The organism is Arthrobacter sp. CC3 (assembly GCF_039907775.1).
Taxonomy (GTDB): Bacteria; Actinomycetota; Actinomycetes; order Actinomycetales; family Micrococcaceae; genus Arthrobacter.
Genome location: NZ_JARCCY010000043.1, coordinates 1 through 21,047, shown reverse-complemented (window position 1 = coordinate 21,047; position 21,047 = coordinate 1). Strand labels below are relative to the sequence as shown.

19 protein-coding genes are annotated in these 21,047 nt (G+C 67.5%); 12 read left to right on the top strand and 7 right to left on the bottom strand.

The window, feature by feature from the left end; genetic code table 11:
• Positions 1–23: 23 nt before the first annotated feature.
• The 4 genes from PV761_RS19890 to PV761_RS19875 all read right to left on the bottom strand — a co-directional run bounded on the left by PV761_RS19890 (position 24) and on the right by PV761_RS19875 (position 2,583).
• Entirely contained in the window at positions 24–881 is an 858-nt protein-coding gene (locus tag PV761_RS19890; protein WP_347899379.1) for a prephenate dehydratase, read from the bottom strand.
• Positions 882–1,026: 145 nt separating this feature from the next.
• On the bottom strand, positions 1,027–1,746 hold the full coding sequence (locus tag PV761_RS19885) for a GntR family transcriptional regulator (protein WP_347899378.1): 720 nt from the start codon (positions 1,744–1,746) through the stop codon (positions 1,027–1,029).
• A gap of 4 nt (positions 1,747–1,750) precedes the next feature.
• Positions 1,751–2,284, bottom strand: a complete 534-nt coding sequence (locus PV761_RS19880) for a PTS glucose transporter subunit IIA (protein WP_347899377.1) — start codon at positions 2,282–2,284, stop codon at positions 1,751–1,753.
• Complete coding sequence (locus PV761_RS19875) at positions 2,281–2,583, bottom strand: PTS glucose/sucrose transporter subunit IIB (RefSeq protein ID WP_081818893.1); 303 nt, start codon at positions 2,581–2,583, stop codon at positions 2,281–2,283. Before PV761_RS19875 ends, PV761_RS19880 begins: the two co-directional genes overlap by 4 nt.
• A 113-nt stretch (positions 2,584–2,696) precedes the next feature.
• On the opposite strand from PV761_RS19875, the gene PV761_RS19870 reads away from it, so the two are divergent.
• Genes PV761_RS19870 through nagB form a run of 3 tightly spaced genes read left to right on the top strand, consistent with a single transcriptional unit; the run spans position 2,697 to position 6,070 of the window.
• Complete coding sequence (locus PV761_RS19870) at positions 2,697–3,971, top strand: PTS transporter subunit EIIC (protein WP_347899376.1); 1,275 nt, start codon at positions 2,697–2,699, stop codon at positions 3,969–3,971.
• Entirely contained in the window at positions 3,961–5,283 is a 1,323-nt protein-coding gene (locus PV761_RS19865) for an N-acetylglucosamine-6-phosphate deacetylase (protein ID WP_347899375.1), read from the top strand. The genes PV761_RS19870 and PV761_RS19865 overlap by 11 nt, the downstream gene beginning before the upstream one ends.
• A complete protein-coding gene (nagB, locus tag PV761_RS19860) occupies positions 5,264–6,070 on the top strand; it encodes a glucosamine-6-phosphate deaminase (RefSeq protein WP_347899374.1) in 807 nt (268 codons plus the stop codon). The genes PV761_RS19865 and nagB overlap by 20 nt, the downstream gene beginning before the upstream one ends.
• 146 nt (positions 6,071–6,216) lie before the next feature.
• Here nagB and PV761_RS19855 read toward each other — a convergent pair whose 3' ends face one another.
• A complete protein-coding gene (locus tag PV761_RS19855; RefSeq protein ID WP_347899373.1) occupies positions 6,217–7,506 on the bottom strand; it encodes an ammonium transporter in 1,290 nt (429 codons plus the stop codon).
• A 303-nt stretch (positions 7,507–7,809) separates the two neighbouring features.
• On the opposite strand from PV761_RS19855, the gene glnT reads away from it, so the two are divergent.
• From glnT to PV761_RS19820, 7 genes are all read left to right on the top strand, one after another.
• Positions 7,810–9,153, top strand: coding sequence for a type III glutamate--ammonia ligase (gene glnT / locus PV761_RS19850; protein ID WP_347899372.1), 1,344 nt, complete (start codon positions 7,810–7,812; stop codon positions 9,151–9,153).
• A 29-nt stretch (positions 9,154–9,182) separates the two neighbouring features.
• The gene (locus PV761_RS19845) at positions 9,183–10,091 is read left to right on the top strand and encodes a glutamine amidotransferase (protein ID WP_028271239.1); all 909 of its coding nucleotides are present in this window, start codon (positions 9,183–9,185) and stop codon (positions 10,089–10,091) included.
• On the top strand, positions 10,079–10,828 hold the full coding sequence (locus tag PV761_RS19840; protein WP_028271238.1) for a protein glxC: 750 nt from the start codon (positions 10,079–10,081) through the stop codon (positions 10,826–10,828). Before PV761_RS19845 ends, PV761_RS19840 begins: the two co-directional genes overlap by 13 nt.
• Before the next feature lie 10 nt (positions 10,829–10,838).
• The gene (locus tag PV761_RS19835) at positions 10,839–12,206 is read left to right on the top strand and encodes an FMN-binding glutamate synthase family protein (protein ID WP_347899371.1); all 1,368 of its coding nucleotides are present in this window, start codon (positions 10,839–10,841) and stop codon (positions 12,204–12,206) included.
• Between the two features lie 13 nt (positions 12,207–12,219).
• Positions 12,220–13,365, top strand: coding sequence for an FAD-dependent oxidoreductase (locus PV761_RS19830; protein ID WP_347899370.1), 1,146 nt, complete (start codon positions 12,220–12,222; stop codon positions 13,363–13,365).
• A 64-nt stretch (positions 13,366–13,429) separates the two neighbouring features.
• Positions 13,430–14,686, top strand: coding sequence for an allantoate amidohydrolase (locus PV761_RS19825; protein WP_347899369.1), 1,257 nt, complete (start codon positions 13,430–13,432; stop codon positions 14,684–14,686).
• Positions 14,687–14,731: 45 nt separating this feature from the next.
• The gene (locus PV761_RS19820; protein WP_028271234.1) at positions 14,732–15,352 is read left to right on the top strand and encodes an XRE family transcriptional regulator; all 621 of its coding nucleotides are present in this window, start codon (positions 14,732–14,734) and stop codon (positions 15,350–15,352) included.
• Between the two features lie 114 nt (positions 15,353–15,466).
• Here the strand turns inward: PV761_RS19820 and PV761_RS19815 are convergent, their stop codons facing one another.
• On the bottom strand, positions 15,467–16,876 hold the full coding sequence (locus PV761_RS19815; RefSeq protein WP_347899368.1) for an aldehyde dehydrogenase family protein: 1,410 nt from the start codon (positions 16,874–16,876) through the stop codon (positions 15,467–15,469).
• Positions 16,877–17,197: 321 nt separating this feature from the next.
• Between PV761_RS19815 and PV761_RS19810 the strand changes: the two genes are divergently transcribed.
• On the top strand, positions 17,198–18,673 hold the full coding sequence (locus PV761_RS19810; RefSeq protein ID WP_347899367.1) for an APC family permease: 1,476 nt from the start codon (positions 17,198–17,200) through the stop codon (positions 18,671–18,673).
• Here the strand turns inward: PV761_RS19810 and PV761_RS19805 are convergent.
• Positions 18,650–19,351 (bottom strand): AmiS/UreI family transporter, encoded by a 702-nt coding sequence (locus PV761_RS19805; protein ID WP_347899366.1) that lies wholly within the window; start codon positions 19,349–19,351, stop codon positions 18,650–18,652. The genes PV761_RS19810 and PV761_RS19805 overlap by 24 nt on opposite strands.
• Before the next feature lie 205 nt (positions 19,352–19,556).
• Between PV761_RS19805 and gdhA the strand changes: the two genes are divergently transcribed.
• Positions 19,557–20,894, top strand: a complete 1,338-nt coding sequence (gdhA, locus tag PV761_RS19800) for an NADP-specific glutamate dehydrogenase (RefSeq protein ID WP_347899365.1) — start codon at positions 19,557–19,559, stop codon at positions 20,892–20,894.
• The last annotated feature ends 153 nt before the right edge of the window (positions 20,895–21,047 follow it).

The window sequence follows — 21,047 nt, the reverse complement described above, 5'->3', positions numbered from 1 at the left end:
AACTGGGCCGCCCGGGAACTCCGTCAGGCAGCGGTGGCCTGCGCCGTCCGGTAGTCTGCGGCGGCGTAGACGCCCAGGATGCGCACCTCGGTAGTGAAGAAGTCCAGTTCCTCCAGGGCGAGCTTCAACGGCAGGTCCTCCGGGTGGCCCTCGACGTCGGCCATGAACATGGTGGCGGCGAACTCATTGCCCACCATGTAGCTTTCCAGCCGCGTCATGTTCACGCCGTTGGTGGCGAACCCGCCGAGCGCCTTGAAGAGTGCAGACGGAACATTGCGGACCCGGAACAGGAAGCTGGTCACAGCCGGTCCGGGCAGATCCTCCCTGGTCGGCAGGTCCTTTTCGGGAGCGAGGACCACGAAGCGGGTGGTGTTGAACGGGTCATCCTCCACCCGTGAGGCCAGCACCTCCAGGCCGTAAATGCTGGCTGCGAGCGGGGGAGCGAGGGATAGTTTGGCGGGGTCGTTCCATTCCCGGACTTCACGGGCGGAACCTGCGGTGTCTCCTGCGATAACGGGGCGCAGCCCGGCTTCGCGGATGAGCCGCCGGCACTGTCCCAGGGCATGGATGTGGCTGTGGACCTCGGTGGCCCCTTCGATGGTGCTGCCGGGGATGCCCAGCAGGTCGAAGTGAATGGGCAGGAAGAACTCGCCCACGATCTGCAACCGGGACTGCGGCAGCAGGATGTGGATGTCAGCCACCCGGCCGGCGATCGAGTTCTCGATGGGGATCATGGCGAAGTCGGCGGCTCCCGTGGACACCAGTTCGAAGGCATCTTCAAAGCTGGCGCACGGAACGCTTTCCACGCCGGGGAACATCTGCATGCACGCGATATTTGAGTTGGCGCCGGGCTCACCCTGGTACGCAATTTTCTGGGTCACGATCCGTATGGTTTCACGACTCGCGCCCGCCCGCCCAAGTGAGTAGCAGCAGGTGTCGTTTTGACGGCCCAAAACGACACCTGCTGCGACCTAGTTGGGCGGGGCGTCGGGTGCGGCGTTGGGCGGGGCGTCGCGTGGGGGCAGGTCAGCCCAGCGCCAGCCGCATCGAGACCTGGTACCGGTCGGAGCGGTACGTCGAGATGGAGTACTCGATAGGTGTGCCCGGGTCTTCCTGGCCGGTAAACGAACGGCGCCTGAAGAGGAGCACCGGCGCCCCGGGCTCGATGTCCAGCAGGGCCGCCGTGTCCTCCGGGGCGGCGGCGGCCTCCACGGTCTGTTCCACATGCTGCACCGGATGGCCGGACGCGGCGAGGACGCGGTAGAGGGACCCCGTCAGGTCCTCCGAGAGCAGGTCCGGCAGGAGCAGGGGCGGGAGCCAGGATTCGTCCACGCTGACGGGGGCCCCGTTGGCCAGTCGCAGCCTGCGGACCTGGTAGGCCTCCTGCCCCGGCGGCAGCCCCAGGTGCTCGGACGCCGCCGCGGGCGGCTCCGCGGTGGAGGCCGTAATGACGCGGGTGCTGGGTTCGAAGCCGGCCGCCCGCATGTCCTCATTGAAGGAGGCCAGGTGCAGGGTTGAACGGACCAGCCCGTGCGAGACGAAGGTCCCCTTGCCCTTGATCCGGACCAGGGCCCCGTCCTGGACGAGGTCCGAGATGGCCCGGCGCACCGTGATGCGCGAGACGCCGAACTGCTCCTCCAGCTGACGTTCGCCCAGCAGGGCGTCCCCGGGCCGCAACGTGGTGGCCACCAGGTCCTGGAGCTGCCTGCGCACCCAGACGTGTTTGAGTTCCCCTGCCGTATCCATGTCCCTATTTTTCCGGAATTTTCCCGGGCAGGCTGAACAGGTACCCGCCGGCTTCCACCCGACCGCCCGAGGCCGGAGGCTCAATGGCGTCCGGTGCGCTGTCCAGGATCACCACGGGACTGCACATGCTGAGGTTTTTCGAGCGGACAAAGGCCACGTCAACGCTGATCATGGGATCGCCGGCGCGGACCTGGTCGCCCTTCCGCGCCAGCACGCTGAAGCCCTCGCCCTTCAGGCCGACCGTATCGATGCCCACGTGGACCAGCACTGCGGGTCCTGAGGCGTGCTGGACGATGTACGCATGCGGCATGACCTTGATGACCTTGCCGTCCAGGGGCGCGACGGCGGTGATCACCCCGGCGTCATCGTCCGGCACGACGGCGGCACCTCCGCCGACGAGCCCCTTGGCGAACACCGGGTCCGGCACCTCGCTGAGCGGGATGAGCCGCCCGGGCAGGGGAGAAGCCACACTGATCGCCCCGGCCGGTGCGGCCCCGGCCGTGCCTACCTCGGCCATGCGTACCTCAGGCGTGCTCACATCAGGTCCTGGATGTCTTCGGCCAGGCTTTCCGCCTCGGGGCCCACCACAACCTGGACCACCGTGCCGGACATCATGACGCCGTGGGCGCCCGCGGCCTTGAGGGCTGCCTCGTCAACCTTTCCGGCATCCACCACTTCGGTGCGCAGGCGGGTGATGCACCCCTCGATCTCTTCAACGTTCTCGGCCCCGCCCAGGGCGGCGAGGATAATTTCTGCTTTGGACATGTCCACTCCTGTTGGTCGTTTTGCGGTGAGTCCGGCCGGTCCTGAAGCATTTTTCCTGCCTGAGGTTGACAACTAAGCCCGGTGCACTTCACAGTGATGATTGTCACTGGTTATAACCAGTTAGCAAAACTCTACTGAATCCCGCATCCCCGCACAAGCACCGCCTTTTCGAAACGAGGAACCCCATGTCCACGGAAAACCCGTCCGCTTCCGCCGGGGCAGGCCCGCTGGCCGCACCGGCCCCGGGCAAGGCCAAGGGCAGCGGCAAAGCGCTGCAGAACCTGCAGCGATTCGGCCGGAGCCTCATGCTCCCCATCGCCGCCCTCCCCGCCGCTGCGCTCCTCCTGCGCCTGGGCCAGGACGACCTGCTGGGCAGGTTCGAAAGCCTCACCACCGTTGCCCAGGTGATCGGCGCCGCCGGCGGCGCCCTGTTCGAGAACCTTCCGCTGCTCTTCGCCGTCGGCATTTCCTTCGGTTTCGCCAAGAAGGGCGACGGATCAACGGCGCTGGCCGCCGTCGTCGGCTTCCTGGTCCTGACCAACGTCTTCAAAGTCATGGCACCGCTGGTGCTGGGCGCCGCCCCGGAGGGCGGCAAGGATCCCGTCATCAACTACGGCGTGCTCGCCGGCATCGTGATGGGCCTGACCACGGCGTGGCTGTGGCAGAAGTTCCACCGGACCACCCTGCCGGACTGGCTCGGATTCTTCGCCGGCCGCCGCCTGGTGCCCATCCTGACCTCCTTTGCCGCCATCATCATCGGCGTGGTCATGGCCCTCATCTACCCGTTCTTCAACTCCGGACTGACGGCCGTGGGCAACACGGTGGCGGACAACACCGTGGTGGGCAGCGGCATTTACGGCACGCTCAACCGGCTGCTCATCCCGCTGGGACTGCACCACATCCTGAACTCGATCGTCTGGTTCATCATCGGCGACTACAACGGCGCCCACGGCGACCTGAACCGGTTCTTCGCCGGTGATCCCTCCGCCGGCGTGTTCATGACCGGGTTCTTCCCCATCATGATGTTCGCCCTGCCCGCGGCCGCCCTCGCGATCTGGCACGAGGCCAAGCCGTCCCAGAAGAAGATCGTGGGCGGCGTGATGCTCTCCACCGGACTCACCGCCTTCCTCACCGGCATCACCGAACCGCTGGAATTCTCCTTCATGTTCGTCGCCTGGCCGCTCTACATCGTCCACGCCGTCCTGACCGGAACGTCCATGATGCTGGTCAATTTCCTGGGCATCCATCACGGATTCGGCTTCTCCGCAGGCGCCATCGACTACGTCCTCAATTTCGGGATCGCGCAGAACCCGCTCTGGCTGGTGCCCATCGGTCTGGGCTACGCGGCCGTGTACTACGTGGTGTTCCGCTTCGTGATCCGGCGCTGGAACCTCCGCACCATGGGCCGCGAAGACGAAACTGACGAGAACGGTTCGATGGCCAAAGCCGATGCAAGCTGAAGCCGGCGCACCGGGGCTGACCCTGCCGGGGCTGCGTGGGCGCCTCGTCACCGGCCGGGCAGGGGACGGCGTGATCGAGGACGGCACCGTGGTGATCGCCGGGGGGAGCATCGAGTGGTGCGGCCCGACGGCGGAACTGCCCGCCGGCGTCGACGTCGAAACAACGCAGGTTCCGGTCATCCTGCCGGGGCTGGTGGACGTGCACTGCCACGGCGCCGTGGGGCACACCTTCTCCACGGATGCCGACGGCGCCCGCCGGGCGGCGGATTATCACGCCGGGCAGGGTACGACGTCGGTGCTCGCCTCGCTCGTTTCGGCGCCGTCGGAGGTACTGCTCGAGCAGATCACGGCGCTGCGGGAGCTGGTGCAGGACGGCACGCTGGCCGGCCTGCACCTGGAAGGACCGTTCATCACCAGGAGCATGTGCGGGGCCCAGGACCCGGCGGCCATCATCGACGGCGACCCGGCGCTGCTGCAGGAGTGGCTTGAAGCGGGGCAGGGAACGGTGCGGTCCATCACGCTGGCACCGGAAACGCCGTACTTTGCCGAACTCGTTGCCCTGTGCCGGGATTATGGCGTGGTTCCGTCTCTTGGCCACACCGGCGCCACGGCGGCGCAGACGCGGGAAGCCCTGGGCTGGGCCTTAGACAGCGACGACGCCGGCCCGCTGGCCGGCGGCGACGGTCCCTGGTCCGCCACGCACCTGTTCAACCGGATGCCCCCGCTGGGGCACCGGACGCCCGGACCAATCCCCGTCCTGCTGCAGGCCGCACGGCAGTCGCCGGGCCGGATGGTCCTGGAACTGGTCGCCGACGGTGTGCACCTGGACCCGGAGATCGTCCGCATGGTCTTTGACCTGGTGGGCCCGGGCTCGGTCGCGCTGATTACGGATGCCATGGCAGCGGCCGGAATGTCCGACGGCCACTACACCCTCGGCAGCCTGGACGTGCTGGTCCGGGACCGGGTGGCGCGCCTGGTCCCCGCGGAAGGCGATGCCCGGCCCGGTGCCATCGCCGGGGCAACCAGCCTGCTGCTGGAAAACGTCCGCCGCTGCGTCGAGTGGGGAGTGCCCCTGGCTGATGCCGTCACGGCGGCGTCGGCCACACCCGCCCGCCTGATGGGCCTGGACCGGCCGGGGTCCGGACAGCCCCGGTCCGACCGGCCGGTTGGGGCCGGACGGATTGGCTCCCTCACCAAGGGGTACCGCGCCGACATCCTGGTGACCACCGAAAAACTCGAACTGCTGCAGGTCTACCGCGCCGGCACACCACTAACGCAGGAAAGGAAAACGCGTGCAGATTATTCTGTGTGAGTCCGCGGACCACGTAGGGGGCCGGGCCGCTGACATCATCGAAGCCCGGGTCCGCCAGGGCCCGGCCGTCCTCGGGCTGGCCACGGGCGGTTCGCCGAAGTCCACCTACCAGGAGCTGATCCGCCGGCACCGCGAAGAGCATTTGGGCTTCAGCCAGGTCACGGCCTTCACCCTGGACGAGTACGCCGGGCTGCCGCCGGAGCACGAGCAGAGCTACTACTCCACCATCCGGCGGGAATTCGTCGACCATGTGGACCTGCCGCTGGCGCAACTCATGACCCCGCACGGGGATGCTCCGGACCTTGTCGCGGAAGCCGAGCGCTACGACGCAGCCATCACGGCGGCCGGCGGGGTGGACATCCAGATCCTCGGCATCGGCGCGAACGGCCATATCGGGTTCAACGAGCCCACCTCGTCGCTGGTCTCCCGTACCCGGGTGAAGACCCTTGCCGGAGCCACCCGCGCCGACAATGCGCGTTTCTTCCCGGCCGGCGACGTTCCCAGGCTGTGCCTGACCCAGGGGCTCGGGACGATCCGCGAGGCCGGGCTGGCGGTGCTCGTGGCCATGGGGGACAACAAGGCTGATGCCGTCCAGGCCATGGTGGAAGGCCCGGTCAGCGCACACTGCCCGGCATCGGTGCTGCAGCTTCACCGCCGGGCCGTGGTCATCCTGGATCCGGCGGCCGCGTCCCGCCTGAGCCTGCTGGACTACTACCGCGAAGCGCAGGAGTTCAACGACCAGCTGGGCCAAACGCCCACCGGGCCGTGGCTGCGGCAGCCGGCTTAGGAATACACGCAGCCGGCTCAGGAGTACACCAAGAATCCGAGGCTTGTCCGCGATCGCCTACCTTGACGGTACGGCTTGGCGGACAAGCCTCGGATTCATTACGGGAGCAGCGGCCAACGTCTGTTCCCGCGCTCGGCTCGGGGGCCTTAGGCGCGGTGGGGCGAGCCGAGCTCCACGGGCTCTTCGTCGCTGAGGTAGGCGGCCTCGGAGTGCGCGGCGATGTCGATGCCGCGCAGTTCGTCGGCTTCGTGGATGCGCAGGCCCATGGTCATGTTGAGGACCTTGGCGATGACCCACGTCACCACGAAGGAGTAGGCGAGCACGGCCAGCGTGGCGATCGTCTGGACTCCGAGGAGCTCAAAGCCGCCGCCGTAGAACAGCCCGTTCACCTTGTTGGGGGCGGCCTCGGTGGCGAAGAAGCCGATCAGGAGGGTTCCCAGGATGCCTCCCACCAGGTGGACGCCCACCACGTCGAGTGAATCGTCGAAGCCGAGCCGGAACTTCAGCTCAATGGCCAGGGAGCACACGGCGCCGGCGATGAGGCCGATGGCCAGGGCGCCCAGGGGGCTGACGGCGCCGCAGGCAGGAGTGATGGCAACGAGGGCCGAGATCAGGCCCGAGGCGGCGCCCATGCTGCTGGCGCTGCCCAGGCGGATGCGTTCGACGAGCGTCCAGGCGAGCAGGCCGGCACACGCGGCGACGGCGGTGTTGAGGAATACCACGGACGCGGACTGGCCGGCGGTGAGTGCGGACCCAGCGTTGAAGCCGAACCATCCGGCCCAGAGGAGCCCGGCGCCCACCAGCACCAGCGGACGGCTGTTGGGTTTGGTGTGTTCGCTCTTGGGCCAGCCGGCGCTGCGTCCAAGGACCAGGGCGAGGGCGAGGGCCGCGATTCCCGCGTTCATGTGGACCGCGGTACCGCCGGCGAAGTCGACCGCCTTGAGGCTGTTGACGATCCAGCCGCCGGCCACAGAGCCGTCCGCCGAGGTGAAGGCGAACACCCAGTGGGCGACCGGAAAGTAGACCAGCGTGGCCCAGAGGGCGGCGAAGGTCATCCACGCGCCGAACTTCATTCGTCCGGCGGCAGCTCCGGCGATGATTGCCGTGGTGATCCCGGCAAAGAACAGCTGGAAGGCTGCGAACAGGGCCGTGGGGATGGGAGCGTTCGGGTCCTCGGCCAGCAATTTCTCCATGCCGAAGTACTCGGTGACATCACCGAGGAGTCCGGCGCCACCAATGGAATTGCCGAAGACCATGGAGTAGCCGAACACGGCCCACAGGACGGCCACGATGCTCATTCCGCCGAAGCACATCATCATCATGTTCAGGATCCTGCGGGAACCGACCATGCCTCCGTAGAACAAGGCAAGGCCGGGGATCATGATGCACAGTAGTGCGCCCGCGGCGAGGATCCAGGCGACGTCTCCAGAATTCATGGAACTCCAATCAGAAGGGGGTATCCGCCGGGGAAACGGCGGCACAAAAAAGTAACCGTGGGATGAAACCATGATTCGTGACAGTGAACGATTGTGGGTTTCGCGGGCGTAAATTTCCGGTTGCGATCGCGATTGGGCACGTCACGCCGATTTAACAAGCGGGGCGCACGCCTGTAACATCCATTTGACTACTGTGGTTCAACAATGTTTCCCCGCAGGTAACACCAATTGAACAGGACAGTTCCGATGACCAGTGTCGCAACCCCTGAAGTACCAAGCGCCCCAGCGCTATCTACCGCCCCATTGCCGGCCGAGGCTGACCACATCTCCCTCGCGGACATCGCCAGGGCCCATGACGTGCGGTTCATTCTGGCCACGTTCGTCGACATGACGGGCAAGCCGTGCGCCAAGCTCGTTCCGGTCGAAGCCGCAGACCAGCTTGAGGCCGGCGCCATGGGGTTTGCCGGCTACGCAGCAGGGCTGATCGGGCAGAAGCCGCAGGATTCGGACCTCATTGCCATTCCCGATCTGGCGTCCTTCACCCCCGTGCCGTTCATCAAGGAAGGGCTCGCGGTCATCCACTGCGACCCGCACGTGGACGGCAAGCCCTGGCCCTACGCCCCGCGCGTCATCCTCAAAAACACGCTGGCCCGCCTGGCCGGCCAGGGAATGCAGGCCAAGGTGGGGGCGGAAGTGGAGTACTTCCTCGTCAACAAGAACACCGACGGTTCCCTGAGCACGGCCGACGCCCGCGATGACTCGCCCCGGCCCTGCTATGACGCGCGCGGCGTCACCCGCATGTATGAGCACCTCACCTCCATCTCGGAGGCGATGAACGGCCTCGGCTGGGGCAACTACGCCAACGACCATGAGGACGCCGCCGGGCAGTTCGAACAGAACTTCAACTACGCCGACGCCCTCACCACGGCCGACCGCGTGGTCACCCTGCGCTACATCCTGAACGTCCTCGCGGAACAGCGCGGCATGACCGCCACCTTCATGCCCAAGCCCTTCACCGACCGCACGGGCACGGGCCTCCACTTCCACCTGTCGCTGTGGTCCGGCGCCGAGGCGCTGTTCCCGGTTGAGGGTGGAGCGGACGACGGCGGCAGGGGACTTGGGCTTTCGGCCCTCGCCTACTCCTTCATCGGCGGGATTTTGGACCACGCGCCGGCACTGCAGGCGTTCCTGGCCCCCACTGTCAATTCGTACAAGCGCTCCGGAGCCACCACCAGCTCGTCCGGAGCCACCTGGTCTCCCCGGAAGGCCTCGTTCGGGGGCAACGACCGCACCCATATGATCCGCGTGCCGGACAACAAACGGATCGAACTCCGCTCCGGGGACGGTTCAGCCAACCCCTACCTCGCCATTGCCACGGCCATCTCGGCAGGCCTGGACGGCGTGGAAAACTCCGTGGATCCGGGGCACCCGTCGGGCCCGGGCGAGTCCAAACCGGACGCCCACCTGCTGCCGGCCACCCTGCTGCACGCCGTGGAGGCCCTGCGCCGGGACCCGGTGATCCTGGCCAGCCTCAGCGGAGACGCGGAGATCGGCAAGTACTACGCCGACGCCAAGGAAGAGGAATTCCTCAGCTGGCACAACCAGGTCAGCGACTGGGAAGTCCGCACGTACCTCACCTCGATCTAGCAACTCCCACCCAGTAAAGGAATCCCACCATGTGCGGAATCGCCGCGCTGCAGCTGCGCAACCCCCTGCTGCACCCCCAGATGGGCAGCCTGCTGTCCTCGATGATGTGCCAGATCGTGGACCGCGGACCGGACTCCGCCGGCCTCGCCGTCTACAACACCCCGGGCCTGGTCTCGGCCGGAACCTCCACCCTCAGCCTGCTGGGCAAGGACCAGGGCATGGCGCTCCCGGAGGTCAAGGCCTCCCTTGACGCGATGCTTCCGGCCGACGCCGCCGCTGCAGTGCGGGTGGTGGGTGACACCACCCTGGTGAGCGCCGCCGTCGGAACCGATCTCCTGGTGAAAGCGGTCAGCGAAACCCTTCCCGGCTCCACCATCATCGGCCGCGGCGAGCACGTGGCCGTGATGAAGAGCGTGGGCCACCCGATGGACATCGCCGCCGAGCACGGGCTCGAGGCCATGTCAGGCAGCCAGGGCCTGTCCCACACCCGGATGGCCACCGAGTCCGCGGTGACCGCCGGCGGCTCCCACCCGTTCTCCGTGGCCGACGACCTGTGCCTGGTCCACAACGGCTCCTTCTCCAACCACGCTACCGTCCGGCGCGACCTGAAACGCGAAGGCGTGGTGTTCGACTCCGAAAACGACACCGAGGTGGGCGCCCGCTACGTCGCCTCCCGCCTGCAGCAGGGCGACACCCTCGAAGAGGCGCTCGTGAACCTGGGCAAGGTGCTGGACGGTTTCTACACCCTGGTGGTCACCACCGCGGACAGCATGGCCGTGGTCCGCGACCCCATCGCCTGCAAGCCCGCCATCATCGCCGAAACGGACGACTACGTGGCCATGGCCTCCGAATACCGTGCCCTGGCGGCCCTGCCCGGCATCGAAAACGCCCGCATCTTTGAACCGGAACCCGGAAAGGTCTACACATGGTCACTCTGACAGCCCCCGAAACCAGCACGGACACGAACGCTGAGGCAGCCCAGCACGCCGCTAGCACTGATTCCTTCAGCGTGGATCTGGCCGGCAGCCCCGTCCGCGAACTCAACCAGGCACTCCACAACGCGGTTGACGGGCAGTCCTGGACGGTCGCCAACCCCGAAGGCAAGCACAGCCTGGCCGTGGGAATCGACGCCCGGGTCAGCGTCACCATCAACGGCCACGCCGGCTACTACGCGGCCGGGATGCACCAAAAAGGCGACGTGACCATCAACGGCAATGCCGGCGTCGGACTGGCCGAGAACATCATGTCCGGCCGGGTCCACGTCAAGGGAGACGCCTCCCAGTCGGCCGCCGCCACCGGGCACGGCGGGCTCGTGGTCATCGACGGCAACGCCAGCGCCCGCTGCGGCATCTCGATGAAGGGCGTGGACATCGTGGTGGGCGGCAACATCGGCCACATGTCCGCGTTTATGGCGCAGGCCGGACGCCTGGTGGTCTGCGGCGACGCCGGCGAAGCGCTGGGCGACTCCATCTACGAAGCCCGGATCTACGTCAAGGGCACCGTGGCCTCGCTCGGCGCCGACTGCATCGAAAAGCCCCTGAAGGAGGAGCACCTGGCCGAACTCGGCGAACTGCTGGCCGCGGCCGGCCGCACCGACAACCCGGCGGACTTCAAGCGCTACGGATCGGCACGGAACCTCTACCACTTCAGCGTCCACAACTCGACGTCGTACTAAGGACAACGCCATGACCATCACCTCACTGCCTGCCCCCGCACAGGCACCCGCCACGCCCGCCCAGCACACTGAGGAGCTCGGCCTGCGCGAATCGGCAACGTTCGACCGCGCCACCATCGCGGACATCCAGCGCGCGGCCGCCACCGGCGTGTACGACATCCGCGGATGGGGCGCCAAGCGCAAGGTCCCGCACTTCGACGACCTGCTGTTCCTCGGCGCCTCCATGTCCCGCTACCCGCTGGAGGGCTACCGCGAAAAGTGCGATACCGACGTCGTCCTCGGCGACCGGCACGCGAGCCGGCCGCTGCACCTGCAGACCCCGGTGACCATCGCCGGCATGAGCTTCGGCGCGCTTTCGGCCAACGCCAAGGAAGCGCTGGGGCGCGGCGCCAGCGAGGTGGGAACCTCCACCACAACGGGCGACGGCGGCATGACGCCTGAGGAGCGCGGCCAGTCCAAGCACCTCGTGTACCAGTACCTGCCCTCCCGCTACGGCATGAACCCGGACGACCTGCGCAAGGCCGACGCCATCGAGATCGTGCTCGGCCAGGGTGCCAAGCCGGGCGGCGGCGGCATGCTCCTGGGCCAGAAAATCACTGAACGCGTCGCCGGCATGCGCACCCTGCCCGTGGGCATCGACCAGCGCTCCGCCAGCCGCCATCCGGATTGGACCGGCCCGGACGACCTGGAAATCAAGATCGGCGAACTGCGCGAAATCACCGACTGGAAGACGCCCATCTACGTCAAGATCGGCGCGTCCCGCCCTTACTACGACACCGCCCTGGCCGTGAAGGCCGGAGCCGACGTCGTTGTGGTGGACGGGATGCAGGGCGGCACCGCCGCCACGCAGCAGGTGTTCATCGAAAACGTGGGCATCCCCACCCTGGCCGCCATCCCGCAGGCGGTTCAGGCGCTGCAGGAGCTCGGTGTGCACCGGAAGGTCCAGCTCATTGTTTCCGGCGGCATCCGCACGGGCGCCGACGTCGCCAAGGCCATGGCCCTCGGTGCCGACGCGGTGGCCATCGGCACCGCGGCGCTGATCGCCCTGGGCGACAACGATCCCCGCTACGCCGCCGAATACGCCGCCCTCGGCTCGGCCGCCGGCTACTACGACGACTTCCAGGACGGCCGCGACCCGGCAGGCATCACCACCCAGGACCCGGAGCTCTCCTCCCGCCTGGACCCGATGGAGGGCGGCCGACGCCTGGCCAACTACCTGCGCGTCCTGACCATGGAAGCCCAGACCATCGCCCGGGCCTGCGGCAAGTCCCACCTGCACAACCTCGAACCCGAGGACCTGGTGGCGCTGACCATCGAAGCGTCCGCCATGGCGCGCGTACCCCTGGCCGGAACCAGCTGGATCCCCGGCGCGAAGTAAACGGAGCAAAGTGATGACGGAATCATCCGAATACGTGGTGGTGGGCGCCGGGCTGGCCGGCGCCGCCACGGCCTGGCAGCTCGCCGCGCAGGGCCACAACGTCACCATCCTGGAACGCTCAGTCCCGGCAGCCCATGACGGCAGCTCCCACGGCTCGGCAAGGATTTTCCGCTACGCCTACCCGGACGAGTTCTACACGCGGGCGGTCCAGGAGTCGAAGGTCCTCTGGGACGAACTGGACCAGGCCAGCGGGCTGGAACTCATCACCCCGTTCGGCGCGGTGGACTACGGCCCGGAACGGCAGCCGGAGCAGCTCGCCCGGGTCCTCGCCGGCGCCGGCGTCGAGCACGAACTCCTCGGCGCGGCCGAGGCCCGGGAGCGCTGGCCGCAGTTCTCCTTCGACACCCCGGTGCTCTGGCACCCGGGCGCCGGGGTGATCGACGCCGAGAGCTCGGTCAACGCCATGGTCGACCAGGCGGTGAAGCACGGAGCCACGCTGCTGACCGGGTGGAACGTCGCCCGTGTGGAACGGCAGGGCTCCGGCTACCGCGTGCATTCGGCAGCAGGAGAGGTGATCGACGCCGGGAACGTCATCATCAGCGCCGGCGGCTGGCTGCCATCACTGCTGGGACAGCTGGACCTCCCCGCAGGGTTCCTTGCCGCGCTGCCGGAGATCACCGTCCGGCAGGAGCAGGCCTTCCACTTCCGCTACCGCGATCCCGACGGCGCTGCGGCGTGGCCCACGTTTATCCACAAGAGTGCCGCCATCCAGACCTATGGGCTGCCTGGCGGACGGGATGCCGGGTTCGCCGGGCAGAAGGTGGCCGAATACAACGGCGGCGGCCTGATCCCGTCCGCCGCCGAGCAAAGCGGCCTGGTGGACCCGGACAACCGGCGCCGGGTGGTGGACTATGTGCAGAAGTACCTCCCCGGCCTCGATCCGGAACCGTATGCCGAGACCACGTGCCTGTTCACCAACACGCCTAATGAGGACTTCCTGATCGACCGGGCGGAGGGCATCACGGTCCTCTCCCCGTGCTCGGGACACGGTGCGAAGTTCGCGCCGCTGATCGGGCAGTGGGCGGCCGGCCTGGCCACCGGCACCGGCGATGTTCCGGCCCGCTTCCGCCCGGCAACCGCCCGGATCGGCACCCACTGAGCTGTCGGTGCCGGCTGAACGGCCAGCTCCTGCACTTGCCAACACCTATCGAACGGAACCGCCCGTGCCCTCTTCTGCGACCAAACCTGCAACCGACACCGTCTCCGGCCTGATGCGGGACATCTCCGGCGTCGGCACAGACTCGCGCCGCGGCGGATACTCCCGCCCGGTCTTCTCGAACGCCGAAACCGACCTGCGCGGCTGGTTCATCGAGCAGGCCGGGCGGCGCGGGCTGGACGTCAGCACCGACAACAACGGGATCATCTGGGCCTGGTGGGACACTGCCACCGGCACGCGCAGGGACGCCGTCGTCACCGGAAGCCACCTCGATTCCGTCCCCGGCGGCGGCGAGTACGACGGCCCCCTGGGCGTCGCATCGGCGCTGGTCGCCGTCGACATCCTGAAGAGCCGGGGCCTGCGCCCCCGGAAGCCGCTGGCAATCGCCGTCTTTCCCGAGGAGGAAGGCTCCCGCTTCGGCGTCGCCTGCCTGGGCTCCCGGCTGCTCACCGGAGCCCTGGACCCGAACAAGGCGCGCAACCTCAAAGACGCGGACGGCAACACCTACGCCGACGTGGCCGCTGCCAACGGGCAGGATCCCCGGTTCATCGGCGCCGACCACAAAACCCTCCAGCAGCTGGGCATGTTCGTTGAACTCCACGTCGAACAGGGGAGGGGACTGGCCGACCTCCGCCAGCCGGTGGCCATCGGCTCGTCCATCCTGGGCCACGGCCGGTGGAAGCTCTCGGTGACCGGCCAGGGCAACCACGCCGGAACCACGCTGATGAAGGACCGCAGGGACCCCATGATTGCCGCAGCCAAAATCATGATCGGCATCCGGGACACGGCGAGGAACTACAAGGACGCGCGGGCCACCGTCGGCAGGCTGCAGCCCGTGCCCGGCGGGACCAATGTGATCGCCTCCCGGGTGGATCTGTGGATCGACCTGCGGCACCCGCGGGACGAAGTGACCGCCGCCCTGGTCGAATCCATCCACCTCAACGCCCAGGTCATTGCCGCCGAAGAAGGGTGCGCGGTGAGCTTCGGCGTGGAATCGCTGAGCCCCACCGTGCACTTCGACACCGGCCTGCGTGACCGGCTCAGGACCCTGCTCCCGGACGCGCCGGTCCTGGACACCGGGGCAGGCCACGACGCCGGTGTCCTCGCCGGCCACATCCCCACCGCCATGCTGTTCGTCAGGAACCCCACCGGCATCTCACATTCACCCGAGGAACTGGTGGAGGACGCCGACGCGGAAGCAGGAGCCCTGGCCCTGGCGGACACACTGGCTGGGCTGGTGGGCGAAGCCCGGAGGCTCGGGTAGGAACCGTGCTCGGGTAGGGGCGGGTCAGCCACCTAAGATGGCAGGATGACGAACCAGACTGGCGAAGAGAGAGCCGCGGCCGAGAGGCCTGCGACCGAAGAGGGGCCCGGCAAACTTGAACGGGTCATCGCCGGACAGGTCCGCCACTACCGGACCACGAACGGGCTCTCCTCTGCCGAACTGGCAGCCAGGACCGGACTGTCCAAAGCGATGATCTCCAAAATCGAAACCGCCAGCACGTCCTGTTCGCTGACCACGTTGCAGCGGCTGGCAGATGGGCTGAAGATCCCCGTCACCGCGCTCTTCAGAGGCGCCGACACGGACCGGGATGCCACCTTCACCAAAAGCGGCCAGGGCAGCCTGACCGTCCGGAGCGGAACACAGCACGGCCACGAGTACCGCGTGCTGGGCACCCTCAAGGGCCGCACCGACGCCCTCGAACCCACGCTGGTCACCCTGACGGACGCTTCCGACGTCTTTCCGCTCTTCCAGCACCCGGGCACCGAATTCATCTACATGCTCTCCGGCAGGATGGTCTACGGCCACGGTGCCTACGAATACACCATGGAGGCCGGTGACTCGCTGCTTCTCGACGGCGAAGGCCCCCACGGCCCGCTGGAACTGCTGGACCTGCCCATCAGGTTCCTGGCGATCGCCGCGAAGTAACCGGTTCTCCGCTAAACATCCGAGGCTTGTCCTCCATTCCTAACCTTGATGGTGAGGATCTGCGGACAAGCCCCGGATTCGTGACGGTACAGCCGGACGGCCCGGCCGTGCGCATCAGCCGTTGATCACCTGCGGCACGCCCAGGGCCTTGAGGCCTTCGACGCCGAATTCCAGGCCGTAGCCGGACTGCTTGGCGCCTCCGAACGGGATACGCGGGTCCACGGCGCCGTGTTTGTTGATCCAGACGGTGCCGGCCTCGAGCCGGGCCGCGATTTCGCGTGCCCGTGCCGGGTCGGAGGACCAGACGGAGGCTCCGAGTCCGACGTCGAGCGCGTTGGCCATGGTGACGGCCTCGTCCACGTCGCTGTAGCGGATGATCGGCAGGGCCGGGCCGAACTGTTCCTCGGCCACCAGCGGGTTGTTGTTGTCGATCTCTGCCACGAGGGTGGCGGGGTAGAAGTGGCCGGGCTGGTCCGGGTCCGGGTTGCCGCCGAGCAGGATCCGGGCGCCGGAGTTCCGGGCTGCGTCCACGAGCCGGGCCACGATCTCGTACTGCTGCCGGTTCTGCAGCGGGCCGAGGACGTTGTTTTCGTCCAGGCCGTTGCCCATGGGCATCGCGGCGGCCACGCTGGTGAGTTCCTCGCACACGGCCTCATACAGCGAGTCGTGCACGTAGAGCCGCTTCAGGGCCGCGCAGGTCTGGCCGGTGTTGATGAAGGCTCCCCAGAACAACCCCTCGGCAATGGCTTTCGGGTCGGCGTCGGGCAGGACGATGCCGGCGTCGTTGCCGCCCAGTTCCAGGGTGAGGCGCTTGACCGTATCCGAGGACGAGCGAATGATGGCCTTGCCGGTGGCGGTGGAGCCGGTGAACATGACCTTGCCGATCGCGGGGTGTCCGGCCAGCCGGGCGCCGACGTCGCGCCCGCCGGAGACGACGGTCAGGAGGCCTTCGGGGAGTTCCTCGTTCAGGACCTTGGCCAGGGCCAGGACGGACAGCGGCGTGTATTCGGAGGGCTTGACCACCACGGCGTTGCCCATGCGCAGGGCGGGGGCGATCTGCCAGACGGTGATCATCATGGGCCAGTTCCACGGCCCGATCGCGCCCACGACGCCGATGGGCCGGTAGTGCAGTTCGGCGCGGGTTTCGCCGTCGTCCACCACCACTTCCGCCTCCAGCGGGGTGCCGGCGGCGACGCGCAGCCATGCGGCACAGGCGCCGACTTCGAAGCGGGCGTTGGGGCCGTTCAGCGGTTTGCCCTGCTCGCGGGAGAGCAGCCGGGCGAGTTCTTCGGCGGAACGTTCGACGGCGTCGGCTGCTTTGAGGAGCGCGGCGGACCGGGCGTCGTGGCCCAGTGCTGCCCACGCGGGCTGGGCGGCTGCGGCGGCGGCGATGGCCGCCTCGAGGTCCTCGACGCTGTGGACCGGCGCCTCGCCTACGGGTTCCCCGGTGGCGGGGTCCAGGATGGTCCGGGTTTCGCCGGTGTCCGGGGTGATCGAGGCCAGCAGGGCATCGTAGGTTTCCATGGGGTACTCCACTTCGAGTAGGTCAGAGAACGCGGCCGGAACGGCCTAACAGCGCTGCCTTAAGCGTGCTCCGGCGGGCGGCGCGGGTCTTGTGTATCCGCGTACGGCGCTTGACCGGTGGCGAACAGAACGGCCGGCCCTGAACCACGCTGCGCTCAGGAACAACAACTGATCGCTGCACGACAAGCCGGGTCCGGCGCCGGCTGCCATGCTGGATTACACGGTGCACATCACCGGCACCTTTGCCCGGGCCCGGCAGCTGTCCCACGAATTTCGCCCCAGCTCTTTTCCCCAGCACTCATGACCGTTAAGAAGGATCCAATGAGTATTTCGAATCCCGAATCCCGAACCGCGGAACCCGGTTCACGCCAGGAACACTCCACCGCCCTGCGCGCAGGAAGCATCGGAGTCCTGGGCATTCTGTTCTTTGTCCTCTCCGCCCAGGCCCCGCTGACCGGCATCGTGGGAGCTGCACCGCTCGCGGCCGCGCTCGGCAACGGCGCCGGCGCACCGGGCGCCTACCTCGTGGTGGGCATCGTCATTGTCATCTTCGCCGTCGGCTTTGTGGCCATGAGCCGGAAAGTACAGACCAACGGCGCCTTTTACGCCTACGTGACCGCAGCATTCGGGCGCAAGACCGGTGCCGGAGCGGCCTGGCTTGCCCTGCTCGCCTACAGCACGGTGCAGGCGGCAATGTACGGACTGTACGGCGCGGCCTTCTCCGGCCTGCTGGCATCCGCCGGCATAACTGTTCCCTGGTGGCTGCTCGCCGTCATCACCATGGCTGGCGTCCAGGTCCTGGGATCCAAGAACATCGAACTCGGCGCCCGCGTCCTTGCCGTCCTAGTGGGCCTGGAAGTGGCCATCCTGCTGATGTTCGGATTCTCCGTGCTGTTCAAAGGCGGCGGCCCCGAAGGGCTGGACATCGCCGCGTCGTTCGCCCCGGAAGCCATCGCCAGCGGAGCCCCCGGGGTCGCCATTATGTTCGCGGTGGCCTCCATGTTCGGTTTTGAGTCCACGGCCATCTACTCCGCCGAAGCCAAGGACCCGCACAAGACGGTTGCGCGGGCCACCTATCTGTCCGTGGGCATCATCGCTGTGTTCTTCTCCTTCATCACCTGGATGCTGGTCAGCTTCTACGGGCCGTCCCACGTGGTGGATGCTGCGGGTGCCGCCCTGGAATCGGGGGACGCCACCTCCTTCGTGATCGGCCCCATCGTTGAAATGTTCGGACCCTGGGCAGGGATCACGGCCGGAGTCCTGCTGGTGACCTCGCTGCTGGCCGGCATCATTGCCTTCCACAACGGAATCAACCGCTACCTGCACTCGCTGGCCCTGCGCGGCTCCATGCCGGCGGTCATTGCCCGGACCAACAAGCACCGCGCCCCGGCTGCGGCGGCCTGGATCCAGACCATCGTTGCGGTCCTGCTGGTGGCGCCGTTCGCGCTGCTGGGGCTGGACCCGGTCCTGACCCTCTTCTCCTGGTTCAGCGGCCTCGCCGTCGCGGCGCTGCTGGTGCTGTACATGCTCTCCTCCCTTGCCGTCGTCGCCTACTTCCGCCGGGAAAGGGTGACCGGCCAGCAATGGCAGACGCTGATCGCCCCGGTGCTGGCTTCCGTGCTGCTGGCGTGGGTGCTGTACCTGGTGGTCAGCAACTTCACGTCCCTTATCGGAGGCAGCACGGAAACGGCAGTGGGCCTGCTGGTGGCCGTCCCCGTACTGTTCCTGGCCGGTGTCCTGGTGGAGATGCGGGTGGAAAAGCAGATCCGGGCGTCAGCGCTTGAGTTCGCCGGGTAGCGCGCTGGCAGAGACATCAGGACAGGCAACGGAAAGGACGACGGCGGCGCGGGCGGCGGTTTGGCGCCCGCGCCACGCGAGGTAACCGGCCAGCAGCAGAAGCGCGGCCAGGGCCGCTGCGGCGCCTGCCGCCGTCGCCGGTGCTTCGGGACCATCGGGCCAGCGCCCGGTGATGCCCAGCAGCGCCGGGACCGTGGCCGATGCCTGGCTCGTGAGGATCAGGGACCAGCCAATAAGCGGCGTGAGCCGTTCAATCCCGAGGGCCAGTTGCAGGAAGAACAGCAGCCACAGGTAGGTCCAGCAGAGCCAGAGCACGGCCAGGAGCGGATCCTCCGCGGACCAGGCCGCGGCGAGCAGGAGGCCGCACCCGGCCACCATCCCGCAGAACCAGCCAAGGCCCCGGGACCCCAGTCCCAGGAGGAAATCCAGCCCAACGTAGGCGTAGGTCAGCCCGAAAAGGAACATCCCGGCCGCTCCGAGCAGAATCGCCGTTCCGCCGCCGCCGGCAGTACCGTCATCGCCGCAGGCAGTCCCCAGGTATGCAACGGCGAGGAGCAGCTGGGTGCTGCCGATGACCAGGCTGAACACGGCCGCGTCCCGGCGGGGGAGGAGATCCAGCGCCGCGAGGCCGTTGAGCAGGAGCGCGGCTCCGGAGAGGAGCAGGCAAATGTGGTTCATCAGAAGTCCCCGGCCGGACGCTGAACCAGGCCTGTAATTTTCGTTTGATGGAAATTGAATGTCACAATACGGAGGTTAGTGGAGGGCTGATTGGTCATGCGAGGCCCGGGCAGTCACAATTGGCTATGTTGAAGTTTCAATAAAAAGGGTGCCGGTCCGCGTATGCCGGATACTTGCCGCGCCCGGTTCGACGTTAGGAATCATCATGGATGCACGGCTCGAGGCCATCAGGGACACCGTTCTGGCCAGGAACCCGGGAGAAGCGGAGTTCCACCAGGCGGTGGTCGAGGTCTTCGAAAGCCTGGGCCCCGTCCATGACCGGCACCCCGAATTCCTTGAAGCGGCCATCCTGGAACGGCTCTGCGAACCCGAACGCCAGATCATCTTCCGGGTGCCGTGGACCGATGACCAGGGCCGCGTGCAGATCAACCGCGGCTTCCGGGTGGAGTTCAACTCCGCACTCGGCCCCTACAAGGGCGGCCTGCGTTTCCACCCGTCCGTCTATCTGGGCATTGTGAAGTTCCTTGGCTTCGAGCAGATCTTCAAGAACGCCCTCACCGGCATGCCCATTGGAGGCGGCAAGGGCGGCTCGGACTTCGACCCCCGCGGCCGCAGCGACGCCGAAGTCATGCGGTTCTGCCAGTCCTTCATGACCGAGCTGTACCGCCACATCGGCGAATACACCGACGTTCCGGCCGGCGACATCGGCGTCGGCGGGCGCGAAATCGGCTATCTCTTCGGCCAGTACAAGCGCATCACCAACCGCTACGAATCCGGCGTCCTGACCGGCAAGGGCATCTCCTGGGGCGGCTCGCTGGTCCGGCCCGAGGCCACCGGCTTCGGCACCGTGATCTTCACCGAGGAGATGCTGAAGACCCGCGGAACGTCCTTCGACGGGCAGCGCGTGGTGGTTTCCGGTTCCGGCAACGTGGCCATCAACGCCGTCGCCAAGGCCCAGTCGCTCGGTGCCACGGTGGTGGCCTGCTCCGACTCTTCCGGCTACATCGTGGACGAGGCGGGCATCGACGTCGGGCTCCTCCGCCAGGTCAAGGAACTGGAGCGCGGGCGCCTGAAGGATTACGCGCTGCGCCGTTCGGGCGTCGCCTACGTGGAGGCCGGTTCGGTCTGGGACGTCGACGCGACGGTGGCGCTGCCGTGCGCCACGCAGAACGAGCTCGACGGCGATGCTGCCGCGAGGCTGGTCCGCAACGGCCTGGTCGCCATCGGCGAAGGCGCCAACATGCCGTCCACCCGCGAAGCCGTGGCGGTCTTCCAGGAAGCCGGCGTGCTGTTCGGCCCGGGCAAGGCAGCCAATGCGGGCGGCGTGGCGACGTCCGCGCTGGAAATGCAGCAGAACGCGAGCCGTGACTCCTGGTCCTTCGAACACACGGAACAGCGGCTCACGGACATCATGGTGGGGATCCATCACCGCTGCGCTTCGACGGCCGACGAATACGGTGAGCCGGGCAACTACGTGCTGGGCGCCAACATCGGCGGCTTCGTCAAGGTGGCCGACGCCATGCTGGCCCAGGGGCTGATCTAGCAGGGGGCTGATCTAGGAGGCTGCTGAACAACGCGGTTGCGGGGCGGGTGGAACGCCACCAATGGCCGTCTAGCGGCGTGTTCTGGTCAGTACCCTTGGGTGTGACAACGGGATCGGTCCGCCCGCTTGGTTTCATTCTGCCCCTGATTTGGG

Coding starts and splice junctions, on each gene's coding strand:
- PV761_RS19885 (WP_347899378.1), bottom strand. CDS start 1,746: ATGGATACGGCAGGGGAACTCAAACACGTCTGGGTGCGCAGGCAGCTC.
- PV761_RS19870 (WP_347899376.1), top strand. CDS start 2,697: ATGTCCACGGAAAACCCGTCCGCTTCCGCCGGGGCAGGCCCGCTGGCC.
- PV761_RS19865 (WP_347899375.1), top strand. CDS start 3,961: ATGCAAGCTGAAGCCGGCGCACCGGGGCTGACCCTGCCGGGGCTGCGT.
- PV761_RS19855 (WP_347899373.1), bottom strand. CDS start 7,506: ATGAATTCTGGAGACGTCGCCTGGATCCTCGCCGCGGGCGCACTACTG.
- PV761_RS19845 (WP_028271239.1), top strand. CDS start 9,183: ATGTGCGGAATCGCCGCGCTGCAGCTGCGCAACCCCCTGCTGCACCCC.
- PV761_RS19840 (WP_028271238.1), top strand. CDS start 10,079: ATGGTCACTCTGACAGCCCCCGAAACCAGCACGGACACGAACGCTGAG.
- PV761_RS19835 (WP_347899371.1), top strand. CDS start 10,839: ATGACCATCACCTCACTGCCTGCCCCCGCACAGGCACCCGCCACGCCC.
- PV761_RS19830 (WP_347899370.1), top strand. CDS start 12,220: ATGACGGAATCATCCGAATACGTGGTGGTGGGCGCCGGGCTGGCCGGC.
- PV761_RS19820 (WP_028271234.1), top strand. CDS start 14,732: ATGACGAACCAGACTGGCGAAGAGAGAGCCGCGGCCGAGAGGCCTGCG.
- PV761_RS19815 (WP_347899368.1), bottom strand. CDS start 16,876: ATGGAAACCTACGATGCCCTGCTGGCCTCGATCACCCCGGACACCGGC.
- PV761_RS19810 (WP_347899367.1), top strand. CDS start 17,198: ATGAGTATTTCGAATCCCGAATCCCGAACCGCGGAACCCGGTTCACGC.
- PV761_RS19805 (WP_347899366.1), bottom strand. CDS start 19,351: ATGAACCACATTTGCCTGCTCCTCTCCGGAGCCGCGCTCCTGCTCAAC.
- gdhA (WP_347899365.1), top strand. CDS start 19,557: ATGGATGCACGGCTCGAGGCCATCAGGGACACCGTTCTGGCCAGGAAC.